The organism is Cognatilysobacter bugurensis, assembly GCF_014652095.1.
In the GTDB taxonomy this organism is placed as follows: Bacteria; Pseudomonadota; Gammaproteobacteria; order Xanthomonadales; family Xanthomonadaceae; genus Cognatilysobacter; species Cognatilysobacter bugurensis.
On the sequence record NZ_BMYD01000002.1, the window covers coordinates 383917 to 409946 of the forward strand.

General features: G+C 70.2%; 25 protein-coding genes. 11 read left to right on the forward strand and 14 right to left on the reverse strand.

Features of this window, described 5'->3' with window-relative positions; translation table 11 throughout:
* The first annotated feature begins 233 nt into the window (after positions 1 to 233).
* Together IE075_RS08855 and IE075_RS08860 are read left to right on the forward strand one after the other, a co-directional pair.
* A complete protein-coding gene (locus IE075_RS08855) occupies positions 234 to 638 on the forward strand; it encodes an HU family DNA-binding protein (RefSeq protein WP_189455531.1) in 405 nt (134 codons plus the stop codon).
* 274 nt (positions 639 to 912) lie between these two features.
* Positions 913 to 1314 (forward strand): hypothetical protein, encoded by a 402-nt coding sequence (locus tag IE075_RS08860; RefSeq protein WP_189455533.1) that lies wholly within the window; start codon positions 913 to 915, stop codon positions 1312 to 1314.
* 51 nt (positions 1315 to 1365) lie between these two features.
* Here the strand turns inward: IE075_RS08860 and IE075_RS08865 are convergent, their stop codons facing one another.
* The 3 genes from IE075_RS08865 to IE075_RS08875 all read right to left on the reverse strand — a co-directional run bounded on the left by IE075_RS08865 (position 1366) and on the right by IE075_RS08875 (position 5869).
* Positions 1366 to 1983, reverse strand: a complete 618-nt coding sequence (locus IE075_RS08865) for a DsbA family oxidoreductase (RefSeq protein ID WP_189455535.1) — start codon at positions 1981 to 1983, stop codon at positions 1366 to 1368.
* Between the two features lie 262 nt (positions 1984 to 2245).
* A complete protein-coding gene (locus tag IE075_RS08870; protein ID WP_189455537.1) occupies positions 2246 to 4858 on the reverse strand; it encodes a choice-of-anchor Q domain-containing protein in 2613 nt (870 codons plus the stop codon).
* A 666-nt stretch (positions 4859 to 5524) separates the two neighbouring features.
* Positions 5525 to 5869, reverse strand: coding sequence for a hypothetical protein (locus tag IE075_RS08875; RefSeq protein ID WP_189455539.1), 345 nt, complete (start codon positions 5867 to 5869; stop codon positions 5525 to 5527).
* A gap of 201 nt (positions 5870 to 6070) precedes the next feature.
* Here IE075_RS08875 and IE075_RS08880 point away from each other — a divergent pair, with 201 nt between their 5' ends.
* From IE075_RS08880 to IE075_RS08890, 3 genes are read left to right on the forward strand one after another with little or no spacing between them, the layout of a single operon-like run.
* Positions 6071 to 6448 carry a PH domain-containing protein gene (locus tag IE075_RS08880; RefSeq protein WP_189455540.1) on the forward strand — a complete coding sequence of 126 codons (378 nt, stop codon included), beginning with the start codon at positions 6071 to 6073 and terminating at the stop codon, positions 6446 to 6448.
* Positions 6449 to 6469: 21 nt separating this feature from the next.
* On the forward strand, positions 6470 to 7180 hold the full coding sequence (locus IE075_RS15645; protein ID WP_229792422.1) for a DUF411 domain-containing protein: 711 nt from the start codon (positions 6470 to 6472) through the stop codon (positions 7178 to 7180).
* A gap of 59 nt (positions 7181 to 7239) precedes the next feature.
* Positions 7240 to 7599 carry a four-helix bundle copper-binding protein gene (locus tag IE075_RS08890; protein WP_189455542.1) on the forward strand — a complete coding sequence of 120 codons (360 nt, stop codon included), beginning with the start codon at positions 7240 to 7242 and terminating at the stop codon, positions 7597 to 7599.
* 63 nt (positions 7600 to 7662) lie between these two features.
* Here IE075_RS08890 and IE075_RS08895 read toward each other — a convergent pair whose 3' ends face one another.
* Complete coding sequence (locus tag IE075_RS08895) at positions 7663 to 8790, reverse strand: ornithine cyclodeaminase (RefSeq protein WP_229792423.1); 1128 nt, start codon at positions 8788 to 8790, stop codon at positions 7663 to 7665.
* Positions 8791 to 8837: 47 nt separating this feature from the next.
* Between IE075_RS08895 and IE075_RS08900 the strand changes: the two genes are divergently transcribed.
* The 5 genes from IE075_RS08900 (at position 8838) to IE075_RS08920 (ending at position 11763) form a co-directional block, all read left to right on the forward strand.
* Positions 8838 to 9257: an Lrp/AsnC family transcriptional regulator gene (locus IE075_RS08900; RefSeq protein WP_189455544.1), complete on the forward strand. Its 420-nt coding sequence runs from the start codon at positions 8838 to 8840 to the stop codon at positions 9255 to 9257.
* Between the two features lie 74 nt (positions 9258 to 9331).
* Complete coding sequence (locus IE075_RS08905) at positions 9332 to 9565, forward strand: hypothetical protein (RefSeq protein WP_189455546.1); 234 nt, start codon at positions 9332 to 9334, stop codon at positions 9563 to 9565.
* A gap of 51 nt (positions 9566 to 9616) precedes the next feature.
* Entirely contained in the window at positions 9617 to 10000 is a 384-nt protein-coding gene (locus tag IE075_RS08910; RefSeq protein ID WP_189455549.1) for a YkvA family protein, read from the forward strand.
* Between the two features lie 8 nt (positions 10001 to 10008).
* Complete coding sequence (locus tag IE075_RS08915) at positions 10009 to 10482, forward strand: GNAT family N-acetyltransferase (protein ID WP_189455551.1); 474 nt, start codon at positions 10009 to 10011, stop codon at positions 10480 to 10482.
* A gap of 273 nt (positions 10483 to 10755) precedes the next feature.
* Positions 10756 to 11763: an HDOD domain-containing protein gene (locus IE075_RS08920; protein WP_189455553.1), complete on the forward strand. Its 1008-nt coding sequence runs from the start codon at positions 10756 to 10758 to the stop codon at positions 11761 to 11763.
* A 197-nt stretch (positions 11764 to 11960) separates the two neighbouring features.
* Here IE075_RS08920 and IE075_RS08925 read toward each other — a convergent pair whose 3' ends face one another.
* Positions 11961 to 12254, reverse strand: coding sequence for a hypothetical protein (locus IE075_RS08925; RefSeq protein WP_189455555.1), 294 nt, complete (start codon positions 12252 to 12254; stop codon positions 11961 to 11963).
* Between the two features lie 216 nt (positions 12255 to 12470).
* Positions 12471 to 13772 (reverse strand): phosphoribosylamine--glycine ligase, encoded by a 1302-nt coding sequence (gene purD / locus IE075_RS08930; RefSeq protein ID WP_189455557.1) that lies wholly within the window; start codon positions 13770 to 13772, stop codon positions 12471 to 12473.
* Positions 13773 to 13871: 99 nt separating this feature from the next.
* Here purD and IE075_RS08935 point away from each other — a divergent pair, with 99 nt between their 5' ends.
* Complete coding sequence (locus IE075_RS08935) at positions 13872 to 15323, forward strand: alanine/glycine:cation symporter family protein (RefSeq protein WP_189455559.1); 1452 nt, start codon at positions 13872 to 13874, stop codon at positions 15321 to 15323.
* A 24-nt stretch (positions 15324 to 15347) separates the two neighbouring features.
* Here the strand turns inward: IE075_RS08935 and IE075_RS08940 are convergent, their stop codons facing one another.
* The 8 genes from IE075_RS08940 to IE075_RS08975 all read right to left on the reverse strand — a co-directional run bounded on the left by IE075_RS08940 (position 15348) and on the right by IE075_RS08975 (position 25873).
* Positions 15348 to 17114: an SLC13 family permease gene (locus IE075_RS08940; RefSeq protein ID WP_189455561.1), complete on the reverse strand. Its 1767-nt coding sequence runs from the start codon at positions 17112 to 17114 to the stop codon at positions 15348 to 15350.
* A gap of 297 nt (positions 17115 to 17411) precedes the next feature.
* Positions 17412 to 18497, reverse strand: a complete 1086-nt coding sequence (locus IE075_RS08945; protein WP_189455570.1) for a calcium/sodium antiporter — start codon at positions 18495 to 18497, stop codon at positions 17412 to 17414.
* Between the two features lies 1 nt (position 18498).
* Positions 18499 to 20100 carry a bifunctional phosphoribosylaminoimidazolecarboxamide formyltransferase/IMP cyclohydrolase gene (purH, locus tag IE075_RS08950; protein ID WP_189455571.1) on the reverse strand — a complete coding sequence of 534 codons (1602 nt, stop codon included), beginning with the start codon at positions 20098 to 20100 and terminating at the stop codon, positions 18499 to 18501.
* A gap of 183 nt (positions 20101 to 20283) precedes the next feature.
* A complete protein-coding gene (gene fis, locus IE075_RS08955; protein WP_189455573.1) occupies positions 20284 to 20553 on the reverse strand; it encodes a DNA-binding transcriptional regulator Fis in 270 nt (89 codons plus the stop codon).
* Between the two features lie 138 nt (positions 20554 to 20691).
* Positions 20692 to 21627, reverse strand: coding sequence for a DUF3426 domain-containing protein (locus IE075_RS08960; protein ID WP_189455575.1), 936 nt, complete (start codon positions 21625 to 21627; stop codon positions 20692 to 20694).
* A gap of 18 nt (positions 21628 to 21645) precedes the next feature.
* A complete protein-coding gene (prmA, locus tag IE075_RS08965; protein ID WP_189455577.1) occupies positions 21646 to 22563 on the reverse strand; it encodes a 50S ribosomal protein L11 methyltransferase in 918 nt (305 codons plus the stop codon).
* A gap of 169 nt (positions 22564 to 22732) precedes the next feature.
* Positions 22733 to 24139 (reverse strand): sigma-54-dependent transcriptional regulator, encoded by a 1407-nt coding sequence (locus tag IE075_RS08970; RefSeq protein WP_189455579.1) that lies wholly within the window; start codon positions 24137 to 24139, stop codon positions 22733 to 22735.
* A 105-nt stretch (positions 24140 to 24244) separates the two neighbouring features.
* Positions 24245 to 25873: a sensor histidine kinase gene (locus tag IE075_RS08975; protein ID WP_229792424.1), complete on the reverse strand. Its 1629-nt coding sequence runs from the start codon at positions 25871 to 25873 to the stop codon at positions 24245 to 24247.
* Positions 25874 to 26030 lie beyond the last annotated feature (157 nt).

Consider the following 26030-nt stretch of genomic DNA (forward strand, 5'->3'; position numbering starts at 1 on the left):
TGCCCCGTCGACCGACGCGAAGCGACATGTCCAGACCGGACAAACGGCTCGTCGGCCGCAGTGCACGCGGACACTGCGGCGACCATCGACACCGCGTTGCCGGCGTCGCGCAACGCGTCAGACCGTGCCGATATCAGCCAATCATGCGGAAAAGATCGCAGATGCGTTAAAAACGGCATGTTTTCCCGTTATAACTAGCGGGTGGACCCACCACACACCCACAGGACCGCACAATGGCAACCAAGAAAGCCGCAACGAAGAAGACCGCTAGCAAGCAGGCTGCGCCGGCCAAGAAGGCCGCTGCGAAGAAGACCGCAACCGTCAAGCCGATCACCGAGCCGATGGGCAAGACCGCGCTGGTCACGCACCTCGCCGAGCGCACCGAGCTGGCCCCGAAGCAGGTAAAGGCCGTGCTGTCGGCGCTCGAGGACGCCGCGCAGGCTTCGCTGCACAAGAAGGGCGCGGGCACGTTCCAGATCCCGGGCCTGATCAAGATCACGAAGGTCGACGTCCCGGCCAAGCCGAAGCGCAAGGGCATCAACCCGTTCACGAAGGAAGAGCAGTGGTTCGCCGCCAAGCCGGCGTCGGTCAAGCTCAAGGCGCGTCCGATGAAGCGCCTCAAGGACGCTGCGACCTAAGTCGCGTGTTCGCTGCCGGCCTGCGATGCAGGCCGGCGGTTTCAGCACCCCGGTGGGGACCGGGCACACGGGTCGCGCAGGCGCCCGTTTTCGTTTTCAGCGGATGACATGGCACGGTCGCTCGACCTGCAGCGCGATGAGTTGGCGCGCCGTCGTTTTCTGACCATGCCGCTGCCTGGCACCGTCGCATGGGCCCTCGTGGGCTTGGCCTCGCCTCCCAGCTCGTGCCCGCGCACCGGATGCTGCGGGTCACCGCATCGCCGCCGGTTCGACCGTGTATCTCGGGATCGGCCTCTCGCGCCTGACCCGCGAGCACTTCATTGAAAAGACGCAGCCGAAGAACGGGTTCGACAGCTTCTTCATGCGCACCTTCGCGATCAGAGTGGTCGTGTACGCGATCGCGATTCTGTTCGCGCTCGTGGAGTCGACCTTGTTGCCGCTGTCGATCAGCGTGCTCGCGGGGATCATGTGGCGGCCGTGGATCATCCGGCATGGGATCGGCTGCCTCCACGCGATCGTGCGCATGGCGCTCATCGTGGCCGTCAGGCACTCGTTTCCCGAGCGGCGTGACGTCGCCGTGTCGGCGGTGATCATCGCGGCCTATGCGGTGGCGATCGCAGTGTTCGAGTTGCGCTGGCGCCGCACGCAGCACACGGTCGTCGTCGCTGCTGTGTAAGCGCGGTGGCGCGATTCGCGCCGTGGCTCGCCGAATCGCGAATCGCAGGCGCTACAGCTGCGCAATGGCGCGGCGCACCATGTCGAGCGGCTGCGCGCCGCTGACGAGCATCGCGCGCCCATCGCCGTCCATCCGCTGCAGCCGCAGCGCGGGCACGCCGCGCAGGCCGAGCGCCTGCGCCTCGCGCTGATCGGCGAGTACGGCCGCCGTGTGCGTGCCGCGCTCAAGCGCATTGCGCAGCGCGACGGCATCGAGCCCATGTGCAGCGCCGATGTCGACCAGCGTGTCGATCTGTCCGATGTCGCGGCCGTCTTCGAAGAACGCATTGAAAATCGCCCGCCGCACTGCATCGTCGAGGCCGTGCTCGCGCGCGTGATGCGTCGCCTCGTGTGCAAGCCGGCTGCGCGGCTGCACCGGCGGCAGCTTGATCGGCATGCCACGGTCGGCGGCCATCGGGTAGACCGCCCGCGCCCAGATGTCATGCAGGTATTCGCCGTCGGGATCGAGCGTGGGCACGGGATCCGGGCGCAGCTCGTACGCGCGCCAGGCGATTTCGAGCCGATCGCCGTACTCGGCCTTGAGGGCATCGAGCACGGGCTCTTCGAGCAGGCAGAACGGACAGACGAAGTCGCTCCATACGTCGATCCGGATCTCGGGGCGTGCGGACATGGGCGGTGCTCGTGCGGCGGAGCCGAGACGATCGCGCGTCGGCGATGAACGCGGCGCGGTCGCGTTGCGAGCGAGCACGGATCGCCGGTCCGACGTTGGCGATTGGCGAGCGACGGAACCCGGGGTTTGCGGCCGCGCATTGCCGGAAACAAATGCCGGCACCGATCCCCGAGCCCGCGCACAGAGAGCTCTCATCAAGTAGAGCCCCGGGCGGGGACCCGGGGCTGTGACGCCGCAGCGCTTTTAGGTCGCGGCGGGGCGCTTAACGGTAGGTCGAGAACGTCGCTGCGGCCTTCGCGATCATCGCGCGGCTCGTGGCCACGACGCTGAGCTTGTAGGTGCCGACGGAGCTCGGGCCGGCACCGGTGGGGATCGACTTGCGCGCGTAGCCGTCGCGGTCGGTGTAGGCGGTGGTGATCGTCTTGTTCCTGCCGTTCGGCTTGAGCGCGGTGAACTGCACGCGCGCATTCGCCACCGGCTTGCCGTCCTTGAGCACGCGCGAGCTCAAGTGCACCGTCGAGCCGGCCCGGTAGCGGGCCTTGTGGGTGGCGACCGTGCTCGTGAAGCCGGCAGGCGCGGACCGCGGACGCTCGGTCGACGCTCGGCTCGATCGACCCACGGCGAACGCATGCCGGGCCGAGTCGTTGCGGCCGCCGCTCGTGGCCGTCGTCGTCAGCGTGTACGTGCCGATCGAGCTCGAGCCGCTGCCGGACTTGAACGAGGCCCGGGCGATGCCCCAGCGGTCGGTGGTCGCCTTGAACACAACGCGGTTGGCCCGGTTCGGCTTGAGCGCAACGAACCTCACGTGGGCGCCGGCGACCGGCTTGCCGCTTCTGAGCACGCGTGCGGTCATCACCACCGTGTCGCCGACGGCGTAGGTCGACTTCGTCGTCGATGCCGTGGTTGAAAAGCCGGCGTTGGCAGCCGACCCCGGTGCACGCACCGCGTACGTCATCGAGGTCTTGGCCCGGTGCGCGGCGCCGACCCCGCTGCCCGCACCAACGCCGATGCCGTACCCCTTCGCGACGGCGCCGGTCGACGACCTGATCGACAGCGTGGCCGACGTGCTCGCGCCGGGAGCCAGGGTGACGCGCGTCCTGCTGAGCGTGCCGGCCCAGCCCGACGGCACGGTGCGCGCGAGGTTGAAACCGGTGTTCGCGCAGGCCGCGCTGTCGTTGTTGCGCAACGTGACCGTGTATGTGCGCGCGGTGCCGGCCGCGGCGGACCCGGTCGGGCCTGCAAGCCTCAGCGACGGTGCAGCGCGGGTGCAGGTCCGGTTGGGCGCCGGGCGAGCGGCCGGAGGGGCGCCGCCGGGCTGCAGCTCGTACGCGCCGATGTCGCTTCTTGCGCCGTACGGGCGCGGCTGCGCGAGGAAATCGGTGCCCAGCCCGGCGAGCGCGGAGACGCGGTCGATCGCGGGGCTGCCGACGTGCGGCGTGGCATCGAAGCGGTCGACGTTGAGGCTCTTGAGCTGCGGGTCGCGGTTGCAGACGCTGCCGGTCGGGCAGGTGCCGTTCTTGACCCGCCAGACCAGGTTGCCCGCCCAGGTGACCCGGGCCGGCGCTTTGTTCGCGTGGTAGACCGAGCTCCGCACCGATGGCTTGTCCCAGCGCGGTTGGCCGATCAGCAGGTTGTTCTCGATGCGGATCGTGCTCGTGCGCTGGCCCTCGTTCGCGCCGATCAGCACGCCGCCCTCGCCGGTGATCGTGTTGTGGCGGATCGCGATGACGTCGCTCGAGGTCAGCACGAGCTGCAGTGCATTGCCCGACGCTCGGCACGCGTCGCGCTTGGTCATGTAGTAGCGGCCCTTCCAGTAGGCGCAATTGCCGACGAGCACGGAGTTCTCGATCACGAGATTGCCGCGGATCTTGGCCTGGTTGCCCGCATTGGCCTCGGCGTGCAGGCGACGCACCACGACCTTCGTCGCTTCCGCGCCGTCCATGTATCGAAGATCCAGCCCGTCCGACGTGTTGTGGTGGATGAAGCTGTCTTCGATCAACCACTGCCCGCCGGTGTAATAGGTGCCGATGCCGTCGCCGTAGCCGCCGGTCTGCTGCGCCCAGCAGGCCCACACCTCACCGGTCCTCCAGCGCTCACCGCAGCCGTTCCAGGCCACCTCGACGTTGCGCAGCACCATCGGGCCGGAGTTCGAGCCGGCCGTGCCGCCCAGGCCCGCATCCCAGCCTGCACGGCCGTTCTTGTTGATGCGCACACGCTCGATGCGCCAGTTGCTGAGCGCGCCGGTGTTCATGCCCATGTGGGCGAGCCCGTGGATGTTCAGATCGTGCAGCCAGACGTTCCCGGCATGGCGCGCATACAGGCCCACGCGCGCCCAGTCGCCGCCCGTTGCGCACCGGGCGTTCCTGCGCGTGTGTGCATACACGCAGTCGCTGCGGTCCGTCACTTCCAGGTTGCCGATCTCGATGTTCGAGCGCCGATCGAGATTGAGCACGCGGCTCGTGTTGCCGCTGCCCCAGAGTTGCGGGGTCGTGCCGGCCTTGCCGAGGATGCGGGTCCTGCGCGTGGCCGACGGGCCCGACGGCGGGGCGGCCATGTAACAGCTCGCACCGCCGCACCGGCCCGCGCCCGGCGCGCCCTGGCCCATCTCGTAACTGCCGCCGCCGATGATCAGCGTGTCGCCGCCGGCGATGCGCGGTGCACCGCCCGGTGGCAGTGCGAAGAACGGATGCCGCCATGCGCAGTGCCGCGCGCTGCCGCTGCCGGGGTATGCCGCGTCGCTGCGGCCGTTGCACTGCCTCGCATCCCCGCCGTCGGTGCGCACGTAATAGGTGGTCGCGGCATCGGCATGGGCTGAGGCCGCGAGGCCGGCGGCGACGAGAAAGGCGGTGACAAGCGAACGGCGGTGCAAGGTCATCAAGTGCAGCTCCCACGAAAGAGTCGTTTTTCGCAGGGGCGGAAATGGCCGCCCCCGAAGAGCGGCGGACTCTAGGAAGCTGAACGGCGGCGTTTTTGTGAACCGGTTCTCACTCGCGGGGTACGGCCGCGGTTAAAAGGGGCAAAAAGGTGACATCGGTCGCAAAGCCGGACGCGCATGAACCAGACTGATGTGACTCCCGTCACACGGAAAATGCGACGCGGTCGAGATAGAAACCGTGCGCGCGTGTTCACTGCGCTTAACAGCGTCACTCACTGACGTTTTTCGTCGGCCGCGTTCGTACCGAGGGGAGGCACGATCCGGCCGTCGATGCGGCGCTCGGCGCGCCCTGACGCTGGGGCCAGAGCGACATCAGTCGACGATGACGCGAACGTGCGGCAATGTGCCAAGGGCACCGCGAGGCGCAGGGTGACGGTCGCCGCTGTGACGTACCAGGGCGGCTATAGGTTCGACCCGCACGGCGCCGGACACCGTTAAACCCCGCAATGCGGAGCCGGCGCGCGCGGTGCACCAGCCCGCACGTTGTTCAGCGGACCAGTGCTGCCGGTCGCCGCGTCGGTCCGATCGTGCGAAAGCGCGTCACCGCGGCTCGCGCCGCTGCATTGCGGCGGCCGCGGAACTGCGGCCGTACAGACGCCGATGCGATTACGGGCTGACGGCGCGTACGACGGACAGGCGGGGCGCGCGGGCCCAGGCCGGCGCGGCGGCGCTGGGACGCTGCGGCGCGAGTTTCGCGCGTGCAGCGAGCGCCTTCAGCCGCTCCCGTGCGTAGACCGCGATGCGGGCGTCGCTGCGCGCGAGGATGTCGGCGGCGAGCTCGCCGTACCAGACTTCGATCTCCTCGCGCCCCTCGTGGCCGGTGCCGCGCAGCCGCCCGGAGGTCAGCTCGCCACAGGCGATCTTGAGGCGCATGGCGAGGCGCGCCAGTTCGAGTTCGAGCTGGCCGCGTGAGCGGATCGGATCTGCGGCAGGGGACTGGAGGGCGTGCATGGCGGTGCTCAGAAATGGACGGCGACGCTAGAGTTCTAAACGTGGCAAGCGTGTGAGACCGGGCGTTACGGCCCGTACCTCAGCTGAACGGCACGCGGCCGCGATGCCGGCGGGCAGGGCGGACCTCAGGGCGGGCAGCCAGGCCGCGCGCGTATCCTGCGCCGGCGCGGCGCGCTGCCGCGCCTACCGAGGAATACGCGCATGGGACTGCTCGACGGCCTGATGGGCCACGCGTCGAAGATTTCGACAGACGAAGTCGCCACCGAGTTCGCGCCCGCGCTGGCGGCTGACGAGCGCGTGGAGCACGCGTACCGGTTGATCCGCGACCTGTTCGTCTTCACCGACCGCCGCCTGATCCTGATCGACAAGCAGGGCATGACCGGCTCCAAGGTGGAGCTGATGTCGATCCCGTACCGCAGCATCGTGCGCTTCAGTGTCGAGGCCGCAGGGCATCTCGATCTCGACGCGGAACTGAGCCTGTGGCTCGCGGGTACGCCTGAGCCGCTCAAGCGCACGTTCAGCCGCAACCTCAGCATTTACGAAGTGCAGGCCGTGCTTGCCTCGTACCTGGGGCGATGACCCCCACCATTGGAGACGATCATGAAGACTCAAGACCGCCACCCGCTGCGCTCGTTTGCAGGCAGCCGCACGCTGTGCCGCTCGGCGGCGTGGCTGCTCGGCGCCTCCATCGCGCTCGGTGCGTGCGCAGAGCCCGCGCCCCCGGCGTCAGGCGCCCGCGACGCCGACCCGGCGGCGGCAGCCGCGGGCCGTCAGGCGCCGTCACCCTACGCGGCTCCGGCGCCCGTCGCTGCGCCGGCCGCGCCGGCCACGGCCGATGCGCATGCCGGCCATTCGGCAGCGCCTGCTGCCGCTGCAAGCGCGAATGGGCCGACGTCGACGAAAGTGGGCGCGGCGGTCGTCGACGCCTCGTTGCCGCGCATGAAAGTGCACAAGAGCCCGACCTGCGGCTGCTGCTCGCTGTGGGTCGACCACGTGCGAGAGGCCGGCTTCGCGGTCGAGGTGCACGACACGCACGACCTGGCCGCGGTGAAGTCGCGTCTCGGGGTGCCGGCCGATGCGCAGTCGTGCCACACGGCCGAGGTCGGCGGGCTCGTTGTCGAGGGCCACGTGCCCGCGGAGGACATCAAGCGCGCACTTGCTCAACGTGACACGACGCGCGCGCTGCTGCTGCCCGGCATGCCGCTGAACTCACCGGGCATGGAAGTACCGGGGGTTAACGCGCTGCCGTATACGGTCGAACGCATCAAGGCTGACGGCACGCGCGAGCCGTTTGCAACGCATGGGGAGTGACACCAGGGGACGGTGAAAGGGGCGCGCCGCAAACCGCCCATATAACCAAGGAGAACTCCATGTCCCACCACACCGCCGAGCACCGCAGCGACGAGATGAACCGCTGCATCCAGACCTGCCAGGACTGCGCGTCTGTCTGCCTGGAAACGCTGCTTTACTGCCTCGAAAAGGGCGGCGAACACGCCTCGCCCGAACACATCGGCCTGCTGCAGACCTGCGCGGACATCTGCACCGTGTCCGCGCACACGATGCTGCGCGGCATCGAGGCCCACTCGGTGATCTGCGGCGCATGCGCGGAGATCTGCCGTCGCTGCGCCGAGCACTGCGAATCGATGGGCGACGACGCCGACATGCGCCGCTGCGCCGAGGCCTGCCGCCGCTGCGCGGACAGCTGCAGCTCGATGTCGCAGGCCGCGTAAGCGCAAAGAAACGGCCCCGCCTTGGCGGGGCCGTCGATGTATCGGGTCGTGTCGCGCTGGCGCTTAGGCCGCGCGGCGCAGCGCGTTGAGACCCATCAGGTGGCCGAACAGATCCTTCGGATCGCTCATGCGCGGCACGAGGTCGATGTCGCGGCCCAGGCCGAGTTCTTTCGCGCAATCGCGCAGCAGGCGCAGCGCGGAGTAATCCTCAAGCGCAAAGCCCACCGAGTCGAACACGGTGATCTCGTCATCGGACGTGCGGCCCTGCGCATCGCCGGTGAGCACGCGCCACAGCTCGGTCACCGTGAACTCGGCCGGCATCTGCTGCAGCTCGCCTTCAATGCGGCTCTGCGGTTCGAACTCGACATAGACCGTCGCGCGCTCGAGCACGCCGGCGGCGAGTTCGGTCTTGCCGGGGCAGTCCCCGCCGATCGCATTGAAGTGCATGCCGGGCTCGAGCATGTCCGCGTCGACGATGATCGCGTTCGCCTTGTCGGCGGTCGCGGTGGTGACGATGTCTGCGCCACGCACGGCCTCGCCGGTGCTGCCGGCACGCACCACGCGCAGCTTCGGCACGGTGCGCGTGAGGTTCGCGGCGAGCTTGTCGCTCGCGGCCGCATCGACGTCGAACAGACGCACTTCCTCGATGCCGAGCAGGTGGTGGAACGCGATCGCCTGGAATTCGCTCTGCGCACCGTTGCCGATCAGCGCCATGGTCTTGCTGTTCTTGCGTGCGAGCTGCTTGGCGGCCATGACAGACGTCGCGGCGGTGCGGATCGCGGTGGTGATCGTGAGTTCGCTGAGCACCGTCGGCAGGCCGGTGTCGACATCGGCGAGTGCGCCGAACGCCATCACCGTCGACAGGCCGTGCTTGGTATTGCCCGGGTGACCATTGACGAACTTGAAGCTGTACTCGGTGTCGTCAGCGACCGGCATGAGCTCGATCACGCCCACCGGCGAATGCGCCGCGGTGCGCGCGGTCTTGTCGAACTCCGGCCAGCGGCGGAAGTCGGCTTCGAGGTAGTCGACAAGCCGGCGGTGCAGCTCGGGCAGGCCGTGTGCAGCGACAATGTGGGCGACGTCGTGGGTGGTCAGCAGCGTGGTCATGGCGGGGTTCGTCTCGATGCGCGGTGCGATGCGTCCATTGTCCGGCTGCAGGCGGGAGCGCGAAACGCCAAGCTTGCGCAACATTCGCCAGAATGTCGGCAATTCGGCAACAGCAACTGGCGGTTTGCACAATGGACGATCTTGACCACCGCCTCGTGGCCGCGTTGCGCCACGACGCCCGCGCTCCGATCGCCGCACTCGCGCAGCAGCTCGGCGTGTCGCGCGGGACCATCACGAACCGCATGGCGCGGCTCGAAACCGACGGCGTGATCACCGGCTACACGGTGCGGCTGCGGCCCGACACGGCGCCCGATGAGATCCGCGCGTGGACGGGGCTCGCGGTCGAGGGCAACCAGCACGCGGTCGTGCGCGCGCTGCTCGGCGAACCCGGCGTGGCGGCACTGCACGACACGAACGGCCGCTGGGACCTGCTCGCCGAGTTGCGCGTGACGGATCTCGATGCGCTCTCGCGCACGCTCGAACGGATCCGCGCAATCCCCGGCATCAGCGCGAGCGAGACCAGCGTGCATCTGCGCACGTTCCGCGGCTGAGGCAGGCAGCCGGCGCGCTTCAGCCCAGCGATGCGCCGGCTAGACTCGGCATCCGGCCACGCTCGAGGGAACGCATGGGCACTGCATTCTGGATCCGCCGTTTCGCCCTCGTGTTCGCCGGCGCGTTCACGCTGATTGCGGCATCGCACCTCGTGCGCGGTCGCGACATCGAACATGCCCTTGGCGAGGCGGCGCTTTGGGCCGCAGTGACGGCCGCGGTGTTCACCGCCCCGCGCATCGTGCAGTCGCGCCGGGGCCAGCATTGCGCGGTGTGCCGCGACACGCCGGAGCTGCAGGATCCACGCTGACGTGGCCGTGCATGCGCACCGGCTCGGCCGGAGTGGCGACGCGGCGCGCGCATGGCGCTGAGCACGCTTCGGCGCTGGGCGCGTGGGCTCAAGCAGCAGGCGCTCGTCGTGTACTTCGCCGCGCGCGATCCACGCACACCGTGGCCGGTGCGCCTGCTCGCGCTCACGGTGGCCGCCTATGCGCTGAGCCCGATCGACCTGATCCCGGACTTCATCCCCGTGCTCGGCCTGCTCGACGATCTCGTGCTCGTGCCACTCGGCGTCTGGCTGGTGCTGCGGTGGATGCCGCTCGATGTGGCGCGCGACGCGCGCGAACGCGCGCAGGTGGCGGCCGAGCGGCCTGTCAGTCGCGGCACGGCCGCGGTGGTCGTGCTCGTGTGGCTGCTGGCGGCGGCACTGGTCACTGCATGGGCCTGGCGCGCGTGGAACGCATGACGCGCGGGATGCCCGAAAGCAACGCAATCAGCGAACACCGCTGCACGCTGCCGTGGTCGCTGCGCGCCGCCACCGAGGACGACCGCGCGTTCTGCTGGCGCCTGCATGAGGAGACGATGCGCGCGTATGTCGAGGCGACCTGGGGCTGGGACGGGCCCGACCAGCGCATGCGGTTCGAGGCCGCGTTCGATCCGGCTGTGGTGCGCATCGTCGAGGTCAACGGCCGCGCCGCTGGTTGGCTCAAGGTCGATGCGAGCGGCGTGCCGGTGCGCCTGCTGTCGATCGCGATTGCGCCCTGCTACCAGCGCAGCGGTCTTGGCACCGCGGTCATCGGGCAGGTCGTTCGCGAGGCCGCCGGGTGGCCGGTGTGGCTGCAGGTGCTGAAGGTCAACCCGGCGCGCGCGCTGTACGAGCGGCTCGGCTTCGTCCTGATCGACGAGACGCCGACGCATTGGGAGCTGCTTCGCACGCGCGTGGGCTGAGGCGTGCATCGTGCGCGTGTGGCCGCCGCCGCAAGCCGCGGTGCACCGCACTGCACGTGCAGCTACCGCGCACTTCAGTCCCGCCGACGCCGGCCGATATCGTCGGCGCAGCACCGCGCGCTCATCCGGCCGGCGCCTGCGGCGCTCGGGGCAATCGGGGGGAAAGCCATGGGGTGGTTCAGCAGCTTCAGGCGCCGGTCCACGGCGCAGGCCGGTTGTGTGCCGGTAACGACGGCGGGTGCAGTCACCGCGCTACACACACCGTGCGCCGTCATGCCGGCATCGGCCGCGGCCGCCGATGCGCAGCGCTTCGAGGATTCGTCGGCAGGCCTGCCTGCGGATCAGGCGGCAGTCGAGGTCGACGTCGAGGTGCTTTCGGCTGCCACGCTCCTCGCGCGCTTGCGTGCGCACGCGCTTGGCGACGCGCTGCCGGACATAGCTGGCGACGGCTCCGAACATCGGGACGTGCGAGCGCGGACCGCCGCCGCGCTTGCGCGGCTCGACGCGCAGCCCGAGCGCATTCCGCGCCGCCCGCAGCTGCTGCCCGCGCTGATGCGGGCGACCGGCAGCGGCGACGCACCCGTCAAGGCGATTGCCGCGCTCGTGCAGCAGGACCCCACGCTGACCGGCAACGTGCTGCGCGTGGCGAACAGCGCGGCCTACCGCGTGGCCGGCAAGCCGATCGAATCGGTCGAGCGTGCGATCGCGCGGCTCGGCAGCGAGGGCATGCGACGCATCGTGGCGGCGACGCTGCTGCAACCGGTGACCGACACACGACGCGGCGCATTCGCCGGCTTCGCCCCGGTTGCCTGGACGCACAGCCTCGCGGCCGCGACCGCCGCGGCCGAGTACGTCGCGCACGAGGACCCCGAGCTCGCCTCGACCGCGCACCTCGCCGCGCTCGTGCACGGCCTCGGCGGCATCGTCGTGGTGCAGTGCGTGCGCGATGAGTACGCACGCCGCCCCCTGCTTATGCCGGACCCCGGCGTGGCTGCAGCCCTGCTCGACGAGGCCGGGGCCACGGGCGCGCGCATCGCCGCCGCGTGGGAGTTGCCGGGATCAGTGCTGCAGGCATTGACGGTCGTGCCCGAGCCAGGCGCTTCACCGCTGGTGCGCGCGTTGTGGATCGGGCGACTCGTCGGCGCGGCAGCCGTGCTCGTGCGCGCGGATCGGCTCGACGTCGCATCGGCGGTGGCCACGCTCGCCCGGCTCGACGATGGACGCGCGCGCGCGGGCGCGGTCCTGCAGCGCCTGCTGGATGACGGCGGCGAATCCGCCTGAGGCCCCGCCGCGACACGACACGGGCTAAAACCTCGGGCACCCAACGCGGCTGGGGGCGAACCACGTGCGGACGCAGACCAGCGAGACCATGCCCTGCGCCCTCGCAGGCCGCTCTCGCGTGGGCGCATCGCGTGCCCGGCCTCAGGCGAGCAGGGCAGCTCGACGCAGCAACCCCGAGGCCGACGCCCGGGCCTGCTTCACTCCTGGGCGCGCGCCCACTCCGAGACCGAGGCACGCGCCTCGGGAGGCAGCGCGACGAGGCTCGTCGCCTCGTTTGCGTGAGCGAGCAGCGCATTGCACTGCGTCCACGCGCGCATGCTGTCGGCGAGCACGGCGGCCGCATCGTCGGGCTGGCCTTTTTCGATCATGCGCTGCGCGAGCCGCGCCCCGACACCCATGACGTTGAGCGCATTGCGCAGGTCATGCACCCACTTCGCGCGGGCGTCGGGATCGTGCGCAAGCGCTCCGAGCATGTCGTCGTCGATCGACATCGGATGTAACCCTGGGAACAGGCAGGGCGGCATCACACCACTGCCTCCGCCGACGGGCAAGCGCGACTGGGCGCAACACCGGCGGCCGCGTCTTCGCGCGAACGAGCGGCCGCCATGCATGCTCAAGATGTAAAGGCGGGCAACTAAGCCACCGAGGCGGCGAACGACCCCACGCGCGAGGGTTGAGCGCCGCGCAGGGTCTCGGCGGTTGCCGCGTTAGGCGCCGACTCCGCCGCGCTCGCGCTCGATCGCGCGCCAGCCGATGTCGTGGCGGTGGAACTCGCCATGCCAGCTGATGCCGGCCACGGCCGCATAGGCCCGCTGCTGCGCCTGGGCCACGCTCTCATCGAGCGCGCAGACGCACAGCACGCGGCCGCCCGCGGTGATCGCGTGGCCTTCGGCATCGAGCGTCGTGCCGGCGTGGAAGACCTTGGTGCCCTCGACTGCGGGCACGTCCCAGCTGCCGATGACGTCGCCGGTGCGCGGCGTGCCCGGGTAGCCTTCGGCCGCCATGACGACCCCGAGCGAGCAGCGCGGATCCCACTGCGCCTGCACGCCGTCGAGGCGGCCGTCGACCGCGGCTTCGATGGGATCGAGCAGGTCGGACTGCAGCCGCATCATCACCGGCTGCGTTTCCGGGTCGCCGAAGCGCACGTTGAACTCGATGACCTTCGGCGCGCCGGACGCGTCGATCATCAGCCCCGCGTAAAGGAAGCCCGTGAATGGCACGCCGTCGGCCGCCATGCCGCGCACGGTCGGCTCGACCACCTCGCGCATGACGCGTGCATGCACCTCGGGCGTGACGACCGGGGCGGGCGAGTAGGCGCCCATGCCGCCGGTGTTCGGGCCGGTGTCGCCGTCGCCGACGCGCTTGTGGTCCTGGCTCGTCGCCATCGGCAGCGCGGTCGTGCCGTCGACGATCGAGATGAAGCTCGCTTCCTCGCCTTCGAGGAATTCCTCGATCACCACGCGCGCGCCGGCCGCGCCGAACGCGTTGCCGGCGAGCATGTCGGTGATCGCGGATTCGGCCTCGTCGAGCGTCATCGCGACGATCACGCCCTTGCCGGCGGCCAGGCCATCGGCCTTGATGACGATCGGCGCGCCTTTCTCGCGCACGTAGGCGAGCGCGGCGTCGACGTCGGTGTGCACCGCGTAGTACGCGGTCGGGATGCCGTGGCGCGCGAGGAAGTCCTTCGCGAACGCCTTGCTGCCTTCGAGCTGCGCCGCGGCGGCGGTCGGTCCGAAGATCCGCAGGCCCTCGGCGCGGAAGCGGTCGACCACGCCCGCGACGAGCGGCGCTTCGGGGCCCACGACAGTCAGCGCGACGTCCTCGCGGCGCACGAGCGTGAGCAGGCCGTCGATGTCGGTCGCCTTGACGTCGACGTTGCGGCAGCGCGGCTCGCGCGCGGTGCCCGCGTTGCCCGGCGCGACGAGCACCTCGGTGACGCGCAGGGACTGCGCGAGCTTCCACGCGAGCGCGTGCTCGCGACCGCCCGACCCGATGACGAGGACCTTCATGCACGCACCCGCGAAGCCGACAGGGCGTGCATCTTACGAGAGCGATCGGGCGCCGGCGACCGCGTTATCCTCGCGGGCCGCTGCAGGCAGGACCATTGCATGACCGCCCCGACGCTGATCGAAACCGCCCTCGCACCCGCGGTGGGCCTGGTCAACAACGTGCTGTGGAACTACGTGCTGATCTACGGCCTGCTCGCCGTGGGCGTGTATTTCACGGTGCGGCTGCGCGGACTGCAGGTGCGACGCTTCGGCCACATGCTGCGCATCGTGAGCCCCGGCAAGGGCGGCGACGCGAGCGGCATCTCGCCGTTCCAGGCGCTCGCCACGAGCCTCGCCTCGCGCGTGGGCACCGGCAACCTCGCGGGCGTCGCGATCGCGCTCGGCGTCGGCGGGCCCGGCGCGCTGTTCTGGATGTGGTGCACGGCCGTGGTCGGCATGGCCACCGCGTACGCTGAAAGCTCGCTCGCGCAGCTCTACAAGGTGCGCGACGAAAAGGGCCAGTACCGCGGCGGCCCGGCGTATTACATGGAGCGCGGCCTCAAGCAGCGCTGGATGGGCATGGCGTTCGCGGTCGCGCTGCTCGTGAGCTACGGGGCGATCTTCAACTCCGTGCACGCGAATGCGGTGGCGCAGTCGGTCGGCGAGGCGTTCGGCTTCGATCAGAACCTCATCGCGATCGTGCTCGTCGTGCTCACGGGCGCGGTGATCTTCGGCGGCCTGCGCGGTGTCGCGCGCTTCTCCGAATGGGTCGTACCGCTGATGGCCGTGGCCTACCTGCTGCTTGCGGGCTGGGTGGTGGTCACGAACATCGCCGACATTCCCGACGTGCTCATGCGCGTGCTGCGCAACGCATTTGGCCTCGATGCCGCGGCTGGCGGCATTCTCGGCGGCATCGCCGCGGCGCTGCTGCAGGGCGTCAAGCGCGGCCTGTATTCGAACGAGGCCGGCATGGGCAGCGCGCCGAACATCGCGGCCGCCGCCACGCCCGTGCCGCACCACCCGGCGAGCCAGGGCCTCGTGCAGTCGCTCGGCGTGTTCATCGACACGCTGCTGATCTGCAGCGCGACGGGCTTTGTCATCCTGCTCTCGGGCGTGCTCGGCGACGGGGCCGGCGACGGCATCGTGCTCACGCAGCGCGCGATGAGCGTGTTCTTCGGCGACGCCGGCACGGTGTTCGTCGCGATCGCGATGTTCTTCTTCGCGTTCACCACGATCATCGGCAACTATTCCTATGCCGAGAACAACCTCATCTACCTCGGCGGCGGCGGCCGCGTCGGCCTGCTCGTGCTGCGCCTGATCACGCTCGCCGTCGTGGCCTGGGGCGTGTACTCGAAGGTGCAGATCGTCTGGGACGCGGCCGATGCATCGATGGCGATCATGTCCACGATCAACCTCGTCGGGGTCGTGCTGCTGGCGGGCGTGGTCGCGAAGCTCACGCGCGATTACGACGCGCAGCTCGACGCGGGGCGCGAACCGACGTTCCTGATCGCCGACCACCCCGAGCTGGCCGACGGCGTGGACGCCGAAATCTGGCGCGAGCCGAAGCGCTGAGGCGCCGGCCGGGACGCGCTTCGCTCAGAACGGGAAGAAGCGCGGGATCAGCACCACCGCCATGCCCCAGAACAGCAGGTTGAGCGGCACGCCGATTTTCGCGAAGTCGGTGAACCGGTAGCCGCCGGCGCTGTAGACCATCGTATTGGTTTGGTAGCCGACGGGCGTTGCGAAGCTCGTCGACGCCGCGAACGCCACCGCCACGAGCAGCGGGCGTGCATCGATGCCAAGCCCCTCTGCCGCCGCGATCGCGATCGGCACCACGAGCACGGCCGCGGCATTGTTGCTCATGATCTCGGTGAGAATCGCGGTGAGCCCGTACACCGCGGCGAGCGTGAACAGCGGACCGTACGGGCCCACCCATTCGATCGTGCGCGCGGCGACCCAGTCCGCGCCGCCGGTGTTGTCGATCGCAAGCCCAAGCGGCAGCAGGCCGGCGAGCAGCACGACGACGCGCCAGTCGATCGCCGCATAGGCCTCGGCCGGCGTGATGCAGCGCAGTGCGACCACCGCCGCGCAGCCGATGAGCGCCGCACCGACGATCGGCAGCAGGCCCAAGGACGCGGCAATCATCACCGCCACCAGCACGCCGATCGCGCCGATCGCGCGCGGCCAGTCCACGCGCGGCTGCGGATGCGCGCCGAGCACCATGAGGCCGCGGTCCCGGCCGAGCGTGTCGATCGCGTCGGCCGTCGCATCGACGACGAGCACGTCGCCAACCGCGAGCGGGATGCGGTCGAGCGGAGCGCGCATTGCCGGATGCCGCCGGTGCAGGCCGTGCACGCGGCAGCGGTAGAGGTGGCCGAAGCGCACGTCGCGCAGGGTCTTGTCGACCAGGAACGAGCCCGGCGTGACCATCACCTGGGCGCGCAGCCGCTCGGTCGATGGGTGCCCGTCGAGGTCGGAGGACACCGGGTCGTAGCGCAGCCGCTGGCGCTGGCGCAGCGCTTCGATGTCGGCCCAGTTGCCGGCCAGGAGCAGCCGGTCGCCGGGCTCGAGCGAGACGTTCGCGGGGCCCGGCAGCGCCTCGCCGGTGCGGAACACCTCGAGCAACACGGCGCGCGGGTCGGTGCCTTCGACCGACAACTGCGACCAGCGCCGCCCTGCAAGCCGCGATTCGGGCGTTACCAGCAACTCCGCGACGCAGCGGCCCACCGGGTCGTGCGTGGCTTGCCCGGGCACACCGAGATCGGGCAGCAGCAAGGGCCGCGCGATCATCATGTAGAGCACGCCGACCGACGCGAAGATCAGGCCCAGCGGCGCGAATTCGAAGATCGTAAAGCCGCCCCAGCCGCTCTGGCGCGCAAGCGAGTCGACGAGCAGGTTCGTCGAGGTGCCGACCAGCGTGCACACGCCGCCGAACTGCGCCGCGTACGAGAGCGGGATCAAAAAGCGCGACGGCCCCCAGCCGCGCGCGGAGGTGGCCCGGATCACGAGCGGCAGGAACACCGCGACCGCGGCCGTGTTGTTGACGAACGCCGAGATCGTCGCGACGAGCAACATCATCAGCAGCGCGAACAGCCAGCGCCATTTCACGCGCGCGAGCAATTCGGCAATGCCCAGCAGCGCGCCGCTGCGCTCGATCGCCGCGCTGAGCACGAACATCGCGGCGACCGTGACGGTGGCCGGGCTGCTGAAGCCCGACAGCGCGTCCGGCACCGAGACGATGCGCAGCATCAACAGGCAGCACAGCACGAGCAGCGCGACCACGTCGACCGGCAACTTCTCGGTGACGAACAGGTAGATCGCGCCGGCCAACACCACCAACGTCAACGCCAGTTCAATGCCCATGCATGCCCTGTGGAAACGTTCCGACCGCCGAGTATGCCGCGGCGATGCTCATGATCCGGTCGAGTGTCGTGTTCGATGCACGGCGGCGTTCGTCTCATCGCGTGCAATGGCCGCGCTGGCCGGCCCGCGGATCACGTCGAAAAAGGGCTGCAACGGAGGCGTCGCATGCCTCGTCGTCGACCGCGTTCGAAGCTCAAGGCGCGGATGACGCGCGCCTGCAACATTCATCGCGATGGCGGGTGCTTGCTGCGAACGCATCAGTCACGTGCGACGCGCGCGATCGGCACCGTCATGAGCTCACGAGCGGCGGCGGTGTCGCCGCTCATTCAGCGCGCGGGCGACGACCACCGCAAGCGTGACCGCCGTGAGCGGGACCACGAAGTACAGCATCACGCGGCTGTAGGCCGGCAGCGCATCGTGCCCGGCGGCATCGAGCAGCAGGTACGCGGTGTAGGCAACGTAGTAGCCCAAGAACACCGCGGCTTCCCAGCGCTGGATGCAGTGCCCGGTGAAGAAGATGGGCAGGCAGGCCACGGCGACCGCGGTCATGACCGGCAGGTCGAAATTGAGCGCGGCCGGGCCGACCGGCAGGCCGTCCGGCGCAAATAGCACGGTGATGCCGAGGATCAGCAGCAGGTTGAGGATGTTGCTGCCGACGACGTTGCCGACCGCAAGGTCACGCTCGCCGCGCGCGGTGGCGATGATCGACGTCGCGATCTCCGGCATCGACGTGCCCACCGCGACCACGGTGAGCCCGATCACGAGCTCGCTGAGGCCGAATGCCTCGGCGATCTTCACTGCCGAATCCACGAGCCAGTGCGCGCCGAGCACGAGCAGCGCGAGCCCGCCGAGAACGAATGCGATATCGAGCAGCGGCCGGCGCGTGGCAGGCGCCGGCACGTCGGCCTCCGCGGCCGTGGCGGGGCTCCCTGCCGCGCCCTCGCGGCGGCCGAGGTGCACCTGCGTGATCAGGTACGCGATCCCGCCCGCCACGAGCAACAGGCCTTCGGGCCGGCTGATGCGTCCGTCCAGCGCCAGCGCGAACACCACGAGCGAGGCGGCGATCATCACCGGCACGTCGAGCCACACGAGCTGGCGCTGCACGACGAGCGGCGCGATCAGCCCGCTGATGCCGAGGATCAGCAGCACATTAGTGATGTTGCTGCCGACGACGTTCCCGAGTGCGACGTCACTCGCGCCCGAACGCACCGAGCCGATGCCGACCGCAAGCTCCGGCGCACTCGTGCCGAACGCGACAACCGTCAGGCCGATCACCAGCGGCGACAGGCCGGTCGCGAGCGCGAGCCGCGACGCTCCGCGGACCAGGGCTTCCGCGCCGACGAGCAGCGCGCCCAGGCCCAGCAGGAGGATCAGCCAAGTCATGTCAGTGGCGGAAGTGGCGCACGCCGGTAAAGACCATCGCGAGGCCGTGCTCGTCGGCCGCGGCGATCACTTCGGCATCGCGCATCGAGCCACCCGGCTGGATCACCGCCTTGATGCCGGCCGCGGCGGCGGCGTCGATGCCGTCGCGGAACGGGAAGAACGCATCGCTGGCCATCACCGCGCCCGGCACCGCGAGCCCGGCTTCGTCGGCCTTGAGCGCGGCGATCTTCGCGCTGACCACGCGGCTCATCTGGCCCGCGCCGACGCCGACGGTGCGGCTGCCACTCACGTAGACGATCGCGTTCGACTTCACGTACTTCGCCACGCGCCAGGCGAACAGCAGGTCGGCCATCTGCGCCTCGGTCGGCGCGACCTTCGTGACGACCTTGAGCTCGTCGCGCGTCACCTCGCGGTTGTCGGCGCTCTGCATGAGCAGGCCCGACCCGACGCGCTTGACGTCGATCATGTTGCGGCCGTCGCCATGCGGGATGCGCAGCACGCGCACGTTCGCTTTCTTCTTTGCGTACGCGAGCGCAGCGTCGTCGTAATCAGGCGCGATCAGCACCTCGACGAACTGGCGGTCGAGGATCGACTTCGCGGTTGCGCCGTCGAGCGTGCGATTGAACGCGATGATGCCGCCGAACGCGCTCGTCGGATCGGTAGCGTACGCGTGCTCATAGGCCTGTGCGTTGTCGTCGGCTTCGGCAACGCCGCAGGGGTTCGCATGCTTGACGATCACGCACGCCGGCCGCTCGAACTGGCGCACGCATTCCCACGCGGCGTCTGCATCGGCGAGGTTGTTGTACGAAAGCTCCTTGCCCTGCAACTGCGTGAACGTCGCAAGCGTGCCCGGCACCGGCCAGAGGTCACGGTAGAACGCACCCTGCTGATGCGGGTTCTCGCCGTAGCGCAGGTCCATGACCTTGATGAAGCTGCCGTTCGCCTGCTGCGGGAACATCGAGCGGCAAGCGACGCCGTTGCTGCCGACCTCGACGATCGAGGACAGGTAATCGCTGATGCACGCGTCGTACTGCGACACGCGGTTGAACGCGGCGACCGCGAGCGAAAAGCGCGTGTTCGCCGACAGCGCGCCATCGTTGCCATCGAGTTCGGCGACGAGTGCGTCGTACTGCGACGGGTCGGTCGCGACCGCGACGCGCGCGAAGTTCTTTGCGGCCGAGCGCAGCATCGCCGGGCCGCCGATGTCGATGTTCTCGATGATCTCGTCCATCGGCGCGTTCGGGTTCACCGACACCTGCTCGAACGGATAGAGATTGAGCACGAGCAGGTCGATCGCGCCGATGCCGTGCTCGGCCATCACCGCATCGTCGACGCCCGCGCGGCCCAGCAGTCCGCCGTGCACGAGCGGGTGCAGCGTTTTGACGCGGCCGTCCATCATTTCCGGGAAGCCGGTGACGTCGCTGACGTCACGCACGGGCAGGCCCGCTTCACGCAGCGCCTTCGCCGTGCCGCCGGTCGAGACGAGGTCGACGCCGTGGCGATGCAGCGCGCGTGCGAGATCGAGCAGGCCGGTCTTGTCGGACACGGACAGCAGCGCGCGGCGAAGCGTCACCGGCGAGGCGGGCAGGGCGTCGAGGGTCATGCGGGCAGTCGGCGGCGGAGAGGGCGCGGATTATACGGCGCGGGGTTCTTCGGGCCGGGCCGGGCGCCGTTGCGCGGCTGCGTCGATGCGCATGCGACATGCGCGTGTGGACGGTGCCGCGAATGCAGCAAGGTCGAATCGTCGGGTTGAAGCAAGCGCGAAGCCGCGTGGCCTCACGGAACTTCAGGCCAGGCCGTACTCGCGCAGCTTCTTGCGCAGCGTCGCGCGGTGGATGCCGAGCATCGTGGCCGCGCGGCTCTGGTTGCCGTCGCAGTGCTGCAGCACTTCGGCGAACAGCGGGATCTCGAGTTCGCGCAGCGCGACTTCGTAGAGGTTCTCGGTGTCGCAGCCGTTGAGGTCGCGCAGGTAACGGCGGATCGACGTCGCCACGTGGTCACGCAGCGGAACGCGCGAAGCAGGGCGGCTGTCGGGGCGGTCGGCGACGGTGCTCAAGCGGGCAGTCCCGGAAATCGCGGCACGAGGAGGTCCGCCGCAGGGCGACGGGGTGCGGGAGTCTAGCCCGGGGCCGTCGCCCCGACCAACGCGACGATGCGGCCTGCGTCGCAGATCATGCGTCTGCGCGGCGCGGGCTCAGCGGAAATCGAATGCAAACGCCACGACGCCGGGCGCGGGTTCGAGCACGTCGAGCTGCACGCTCGCCGATTCGCCCGGCATCAGCACTCTTCCCGCATCGCCCGCGTACTCGGCCGGCAGGAACGCGCGGCGGCCCATCGGGGCACCGTCGACGTCCGACAGCGTCAGCACGAGCGCCGGCCACGGCTGCGGCCAGCGCGCATCGTTGCGGAAACTCGCGCGCGCGGTGAGCACGCCGGGCGCGCCGGGCTTGGGCAGCACGCTGCGATCGAGCATCGTGAACGCCGACGGCTCGCGCCACGCGGGCACGCTGCAGCCCAACGCGCCACAGAGCGCTTCCACGGTCGGCCGCCAGCTCGCCTGCGCAGCGAGCGCGTCGCGCTGGGCCAGCACGAGTTGCAGCGCGAGCGTGAGCGCGAGCAGGGCGATGCCGCCGTAGAGCGGCCAGCGTCGCGCCGTCGGGCGGTCGCGAACCCGCGCGCGGGCAAAGCTGGGCGCGGCGCGCGTTGCAGGCGCGGCAGGGTGCACGTGGGCGGCCGGCGGCGGGGTTCGTTGGGCCTGCACCACCATTGGGCCGGGCGCTGCGCTCGGCGATGCCGCCGACTCGGTCGGACGGGTCTCCGATGCGCGCGCGCTGTCGCGTCGATCACGCGCAGGAGAAGGGGGGCGGCTGTCGTGCGGCGTGGCCTCCCCCGGTGACCGAGCGCCCCGTTCGGTGCCGGTCCCGCCCGCGGCGCGGGGCAGCTGCGGCGTCAGCCGATCCGCATCGGGGCGACGCAGCCCGGACGCATCACGCGGCGATGCTTCGTCGACGGATGCGTTCTCATCGTTCCCGAGCACCTGCCCGCAGCGCGGGCAGCGCTGCTCGGTGCCGCCGCGGCGCGGCGTGACGCGCGCGACGAGAAATCCGCAATTGGGGCAGGGCAGGAACATGGGGCGAGTGTAAGCGGCTCAGCGGCGACGGCCGTCGATGCGCACCCAGTCCTCGAGTCGCTCGACGTGCAGCTCGTCGAACGCCGCCGTGTAGCGCGCGATCACCTCGTCCTCCTGGCCGGCCAGGATGCCCGACAGCGCGATGCGCCCGCCCGGTGCGACGCGCGCGGCGAGCGTGTCGGCGAGCGCGATCAACGCCGAGGCGAGGATGTTGGCGACAACGACCGGATACGCCTGCTGCGGCGCGGACTCGGGCGCGTGGACCACGAGCCGGTCGTCGACCCCGTTGCGCGCGGCGTTGTCGTGCGTCGCAATCAGCGCCTGCGGGTCGTTGTCGATGCCGGTGGCCTGCGCGGCGCCGAGCTTGAGCGCGGCGAGCGCGAGGATGCCCGAGCCGCAGCCGAAGTCGAGCACGTGCGCGCCGTCGAGCGCGCCCTCGCGTGCGAGTGCATCGAGCCACTGCAGGCACAGCGCGGTGGTCGGGTGCGTGCCCGAGCCGAACGCCAGGCCCGGGTCGAGCCGTACGATCGCGTCGCGCTCGGCGTCGGCGCCGTCGGGCAGCTCGTGGTTCCACGGCACGATCCAGGTGCGCTCGCCGAAGCGCAGCGGTTCGTACTGGTCCATCCACGCCCGCTCCCAGTCCTGGTCGTCGACCTCGCGGAACTGCGCGCGCGTCCAGTCCAGCCCGTCGTCGGCCGCGCCGAGGGCGTGCAGCAGCAGTGCCTCCGGCGTGCCGGCCGGGAACAGCGCGGTGAGCACGAGTTCGCCCCACAGCGGCTGCTCGCCGACGCCGGGCTCGAAAATCGCCTGCTCGTCCGGCGCGTCGGCGTGCGCGTCGGCAAGCGTGACGGCCAGCGCCCCGACATCCTCGAGTGCGCGCTCGTAGCGCGGCTGCTCGCGCTCGGTGCAGGACAGGCTGAGTTCGAGGAACGGCATGGGCGGCACCGACGCGGAGGGCCGGCCATTATCGGCCTGCATCGCATCCCCCGCACGGTGCGTGTCGGCGCGGCTCCGCCCGCCGGCGCTCGATCCCACTGCGTCCGATGCGTGAAACGAAAACGCCCGCGGCGTGCGCGGGCGTTTCGGGCATCGCGCCTTGCAGGCGTCAGTCGATGCCGAGCTTCTTGAGCTTGTAGCGCAGCGCGCGGAACGTGATGCCCAGTGCCGCTGCAGTGCGCGTCTTGTTGTAGCGGTTTTCCTGCAGCGCGTGCTGGATCGCGGCGCGTTCGATCTCTTCGATGTACGACGGCAGCGCGCTGGTCGCGGTGTCGCGCGGATCGAGCGTGCGCGGGTCCAGGCCGGCAGCCGAATTGGCGGACGCGGCCGGCATCGGCGCGGGCGTGGCCGGCATCATCGCGCGCGGCAGGCTGAGGTCGTCGACGCCGATGACAGTGCCGTCCGCCAGCGCGAGCGCGCGTTCGAGGATGTTCTCGAGCTCGCGCACGTTGCCGGGGAACGGGTAGCCGCGCAGGGCATCGAGCGCGCCGTCGCTGAGCGTCGGCGGCGTGCGGCCCTGCGTCTCGGACAGGCGCGTGAGCACGTTCGCGGCGAGGCCGGGCAGGTCTTCGAGGCGCTCGCGCAGCGGCGGCACGCGCAGCTCGATGACGTTGATGCGGTAGTAGAGGTCGTGACGGAAGCGGCCGTCGGCGATCAGCGCAGACAGGTCCTTGTGCGTCGCCGACAGGATCCGCACGTCGACCGTGACTTCGGCGTTCGCGCCGACCGGGCGGATCGACTTTTCCTGGATCGCGCGCAGCAGCTTGACCTGCATCGGCAGCGGCAGCTCGGCGACTTCGTCGAGGAACAGCGTGCCGCCGTCCGCCGCCTGGAACAGGCCCGGCTTGTCGGTGTGCGCGCCGGTGAAGCTGCCTTTCTTGTGGCCGAAGAACTCGCTTTCCATGAGTTCGGCCGGGATCGCACCGCAGTTGACCGGCACGAACGGACCGCCCGCGCGGCCGCTTTCGGCGTGGATCGTGCGCGCGACGAGTTCCTTGCCCACGCCCGATTCGCCGGCGATGTACACCGGCGCCTGCGAGCGGGCGACCTTGGTGACGGTCTGCCGCAGCTGCGCCATCGCCGGTGACTGGCCGTGCAGGCGCGATGCGCCGCTGTCGTTCGCGACCGGGGCGAGACGACGCTTTTCATGCAGTTCCAGCGCATGGCGCACGAGGTCGCGCAGCACGGCGAGGTCGACGGGCTTGGCGACGAAATCGAACGCGCCGGCCTTGAGCGCCTCGACGGCGGCCTCGACGTTGCCGAACGCCGTGATCATCGCGACCGGCGTGTTCGGGCAGCTCGCAGTGATTTCGGCGATGACCTCAAGCCCGGTGCCGTCCGGCAGGCGCATGTCGGTCAGGCACAGGTCGTAGCGGTTGCGCGCGAGCTGGTTACGCGCGTCGGCGACGCTCGATGCGGTGTCGCAGCGCAGGCCCATCCGGCCGAGCGTCATCACCAACAGTTCGCGGATGTCGCGCTCGTCGTCGACCACCAATGCACTGCGTTGTTCGGTCATCGGTGTCCCCGACACGGCTGTTCATCGCGCACGATAGCCGAACCGCTCGGACCCGGCCAACGAGGGATGCGCCGTCCGCCTGCAATCCGTGGCGGCCCGCACGCTTTACGTGGCTGCGATCCGGTCGCGGACGGGCGCCGAGCCGAGCGCATGCAGCCGGATGCGGAAACAGCCGCCTCCGGCGGGCAGGGGGACGTAGTCGAGGCTGGCCTGGTTCGCGCGGCACAGCTCGCGCGCGATGTAGAGCCCGAGGCCCGTGCCGTGCGGGGACGTCGTAAAGAACGGCCGGAACAGGCGCGAGGCGACGGCGTCGGGAATGCCCGGGCCGCGGTCGCGCACTTCGATCGTCGGCATCGACCCGTCGAGCTGCACGTGCACGCTCACCTGCGCCGGCTCGCCGGGCATGCGGCCGTAATTGAGCGCATTGCTGACCAGCACCGTGAGCACCTGGTGCAGCTGGCGTGGGTCGATCAATGCGGGCAGCGCGCCGTTGGGGCCGGCCGCGCGCAGCATGTCGTGCTCGATCGGGTGGCTGATCAGGTAGTCGTCGACGAAGCGCTTCGCAAAGCTCACGAGTTCGACGTGTTCGGGCTTGGCAGGCTCGCGCCGGGCCAGGCCCAGCACGTTCTCGACGATGCCGTTCATGCGCTGGCACTGCTGGTGGACGATCTCGAGCAACCGGCGGTCCGCCGGGCGGATGTCCTCGGACTCCTCGAGCAGCTGCACCGCGTAGCGGATCGCCGCAAGCGGGTTGCGGATCTCGTGCGCGAGGCTGGCCGAGAAGCGACCGAGCGTGGCGAGCGTCATCGACTCGGCGCGCCGGCTGGCGAGCGATGTGTCGTCGAGGAAGATCAATGTCTGGTCGCTGCCGGCCAGCAGGCGGGCGAAACGTGGGACCACGTCGGTCTGGTCCGGTCCGAGCGGCAGCGGCGTGTCGTCCGGCTGGCCGTCGATGCGCCATTGCTCGAGCCGGCGCGCGAGCACGGGCATCGCCACGGCGAGGTTGCGCTCGCCGAACGCCTCGTCGACTTCGCCGAGCAGCACGCTCGCGGCCTCGTTCGCCATCCGCAACCGGCCGCCACCGTCGACGAGCAGCACGCCGGTGCGCAGGCGCCGGATGATGAGCTCGTTGATTTCCGACAGGTGCGAGGCCTCGGCGCCGCGCTGCTCGGCGAGTTCGTAGCTGGCGCGCATCTGGCGGCCCAGCAGGCTCATGAGCGCGCCGATCGCGCCATAGCCGATCGCGAACATCACCGGCTCGACCATCGGGCGCGTGGTCACTTCCTCGACGCCGACGGTCCACACGTGCTCGCCGACGACCGCTGCGATCGCGACGGCCGCCATGCCGAGTCCGAACCGCGTCGGCAGCAGCAGCGCCGCCGCGCCGACGTTGAACATCAACATGATCGCGATGCCGGTGCCGATGCCGGGCGTGGCGTGGATCGCGAGCACGCCGAAGAACAGGTCGCTCGCGATGCCGATGAGCGTGATCGTGCGCGGATCGCCGCGGCGCCCCAGCGCGAACACCACGGCCGCAATAAAGGCATAGGCGATCGCGACCGCGCGCGCGAACAACGCATGCCGCGGCTCGGCGACCAGCGCGGCGACCGGGCCGTAGACGGCGAGCAGGAGCAGCAACGCCTCGAGCACGCGGTACAGGTTGAACAGCCGCAACTCGCGGCGCAGCACGCGGTCGGCCTCGGAGACCTCGACGGGGGCGATCTGGAGGGGCAAGCGGGCGTCCTGCGCGGCGGGCTGCAGCGAAGTATAGGCACGGCTTTTGCCCGGCTCGGCCCGATCGGCGACAATGCCGGCCCTCGCGCAGGGCCGAATGGCGCGGCCGACGTGCCGCCGCATCCGCGCGGGCCCCCTCCTCTCCTTCGGTGGACGC

Coding starts and splice junctions, on each gene's coding strand:
- purH (WP_189455571.1), bottom strand. CDS start 20,100: ATGACCCTCGACGCCCTGCCCGCCTCGCCGGTGACGCTTCGCCGCGCG.
- IE075_RS08925 (WP_189455555.1), bottom strand. CDS start 12,254: ATGTCGATCGACGACGACATGCTCGGAGCGCTTGCGCACGATCCCGAC.
- IE075_RS08870 (WP_189455537.1), bottom strand. CDS start 4,858: ATGACCTTGCACCGCCGTTCGCTTGTCACCGCCTTTCTCGTCGCCGCC.
- IE075_RS08855 (WP_189455531.1), top strand. CDS start 234: ATGGCAACCAAGAAAGCCGCAACGAAGAAGACCGCTAGCAAGCAGGCT.
- IE075_RS08895 (WP_229792423.1), bottom strand. CDS start 8,790: ATGTTGCGCAAGCTTGGCGTTTCGCGCTCCCGCCTGCAGCCGGACAAT.
- IE075_RS08945 (WP_189455570.1), bottom strand. CDS start 18,497: ATGACTTGGCTGATCCTCCTGCTGGGCCTGGGCGCGCTGCTCGTCGGC.
- IE075_RS08915 (WP_189455551.1), top strand. CDS start 10,009: ATGCCCGAAAGCAACGCAATCAGCGAACACCGCTGCACGCTGCCGTGG.
- IE075_RS08940 (WP_189455561.1), bottom strand. CDS start 17,114: ATGGGCATTGAACTGGCGTTGACGTTGGTGGTGTTGGCCGGCGCGATC.
- IE075_RS08905 (WP_189455546.1), top strand. CDS start 9,332: ATGGGCACTGCATTCTGGATCCGCCGTTTCGCCCTCGTGTTCGCCGGC.
- IE075_RS08900 (WP_189455544.1), top strand. CDS start 8,838: ATGGACGATCTTGACCACCGCCTCGTGGCCGCGTTGCGCCACGACGCC.
- IE075_RS08865 (WP_189455535.1), bottom strand. CDS start 1,983: ATGTCCGCACGCCCCGAGATCCGGATCGACGTATGGAGCGACTTCGTC.
- IE075_RS08875 (WP_189455539.1), bottom strand. CDS start 5,869: ATGCACGCCCTCCAGTCCCCTGCCGCAGATCCGATCCGCTCACGCGGC.
- IE075_RS08960 (WP_189455575.1), bottom strand. CDS start 21,627: ATGTTCCTGCCCTGCCCCAATTGCGGATTTCTCGTCGCGCGCGTCACG.
- IE075_RS08935 (WP_189455559.1), top strand. CDS start 13,872: ATGACCGCCCCGACGCTGATCGAAACCGCCCTCGCACCCGCGGTGGGC.
- IE075_RS08890 (WP_189455542.1), top strand. CDS start 7,240: ATGTCCCACCACACCGCCGAGCACCGCAGCGACGAGATGAACCGCTGC.
- IE075_RS08880 (WP_189455540.1), top strand. CDS start 6,071: ATGGGACTGCTCGACGGCCTGATGGGCCACGCGTCGAAGATTTCGACA.
- IE075_RS08970 (WP_189455579.1), bottom strand. CDS start 24,139: ATGACCGAACAACGCAGTGCATTGGTGGTCGACGACGAGCGCGACATC.
- prmA (WP_189455577.1), bottom strand. CDS start 22,563: ATGCCGTTCCTCGAACTCAGCCTGTCCTGCACCGAGCGCGAGCAGCCG.
- purD (WP_189455557.1), bottom strand. CDS start 13,772: ATGAAGGTCCTCGTCATCGGGTCGGGCGGTCGCGAGCACGCGCTCGCG.
- IE075_RS15645 (WP_229792422.1), top strand. CDS start 6,470: ATGAAGACTCAAGACCGCCACCCGCTGCGCTCGTTTGCAGGCAGCCGC.
- IE075_RS08920 (WP_189455553.1), top strand. CDS start 10,756: ATGCCGGCATCGGCCGCGGCCGCCGATGCGCAGCGCTTCGAGGATTCG.
- IE075_RS08910 (WP_189455549.1), top strand. CDS start 9,617: ATGGCGCTGAGCACGCTTCGGCGCTGGGCGCGTGGGCTCAAGCAGCAG.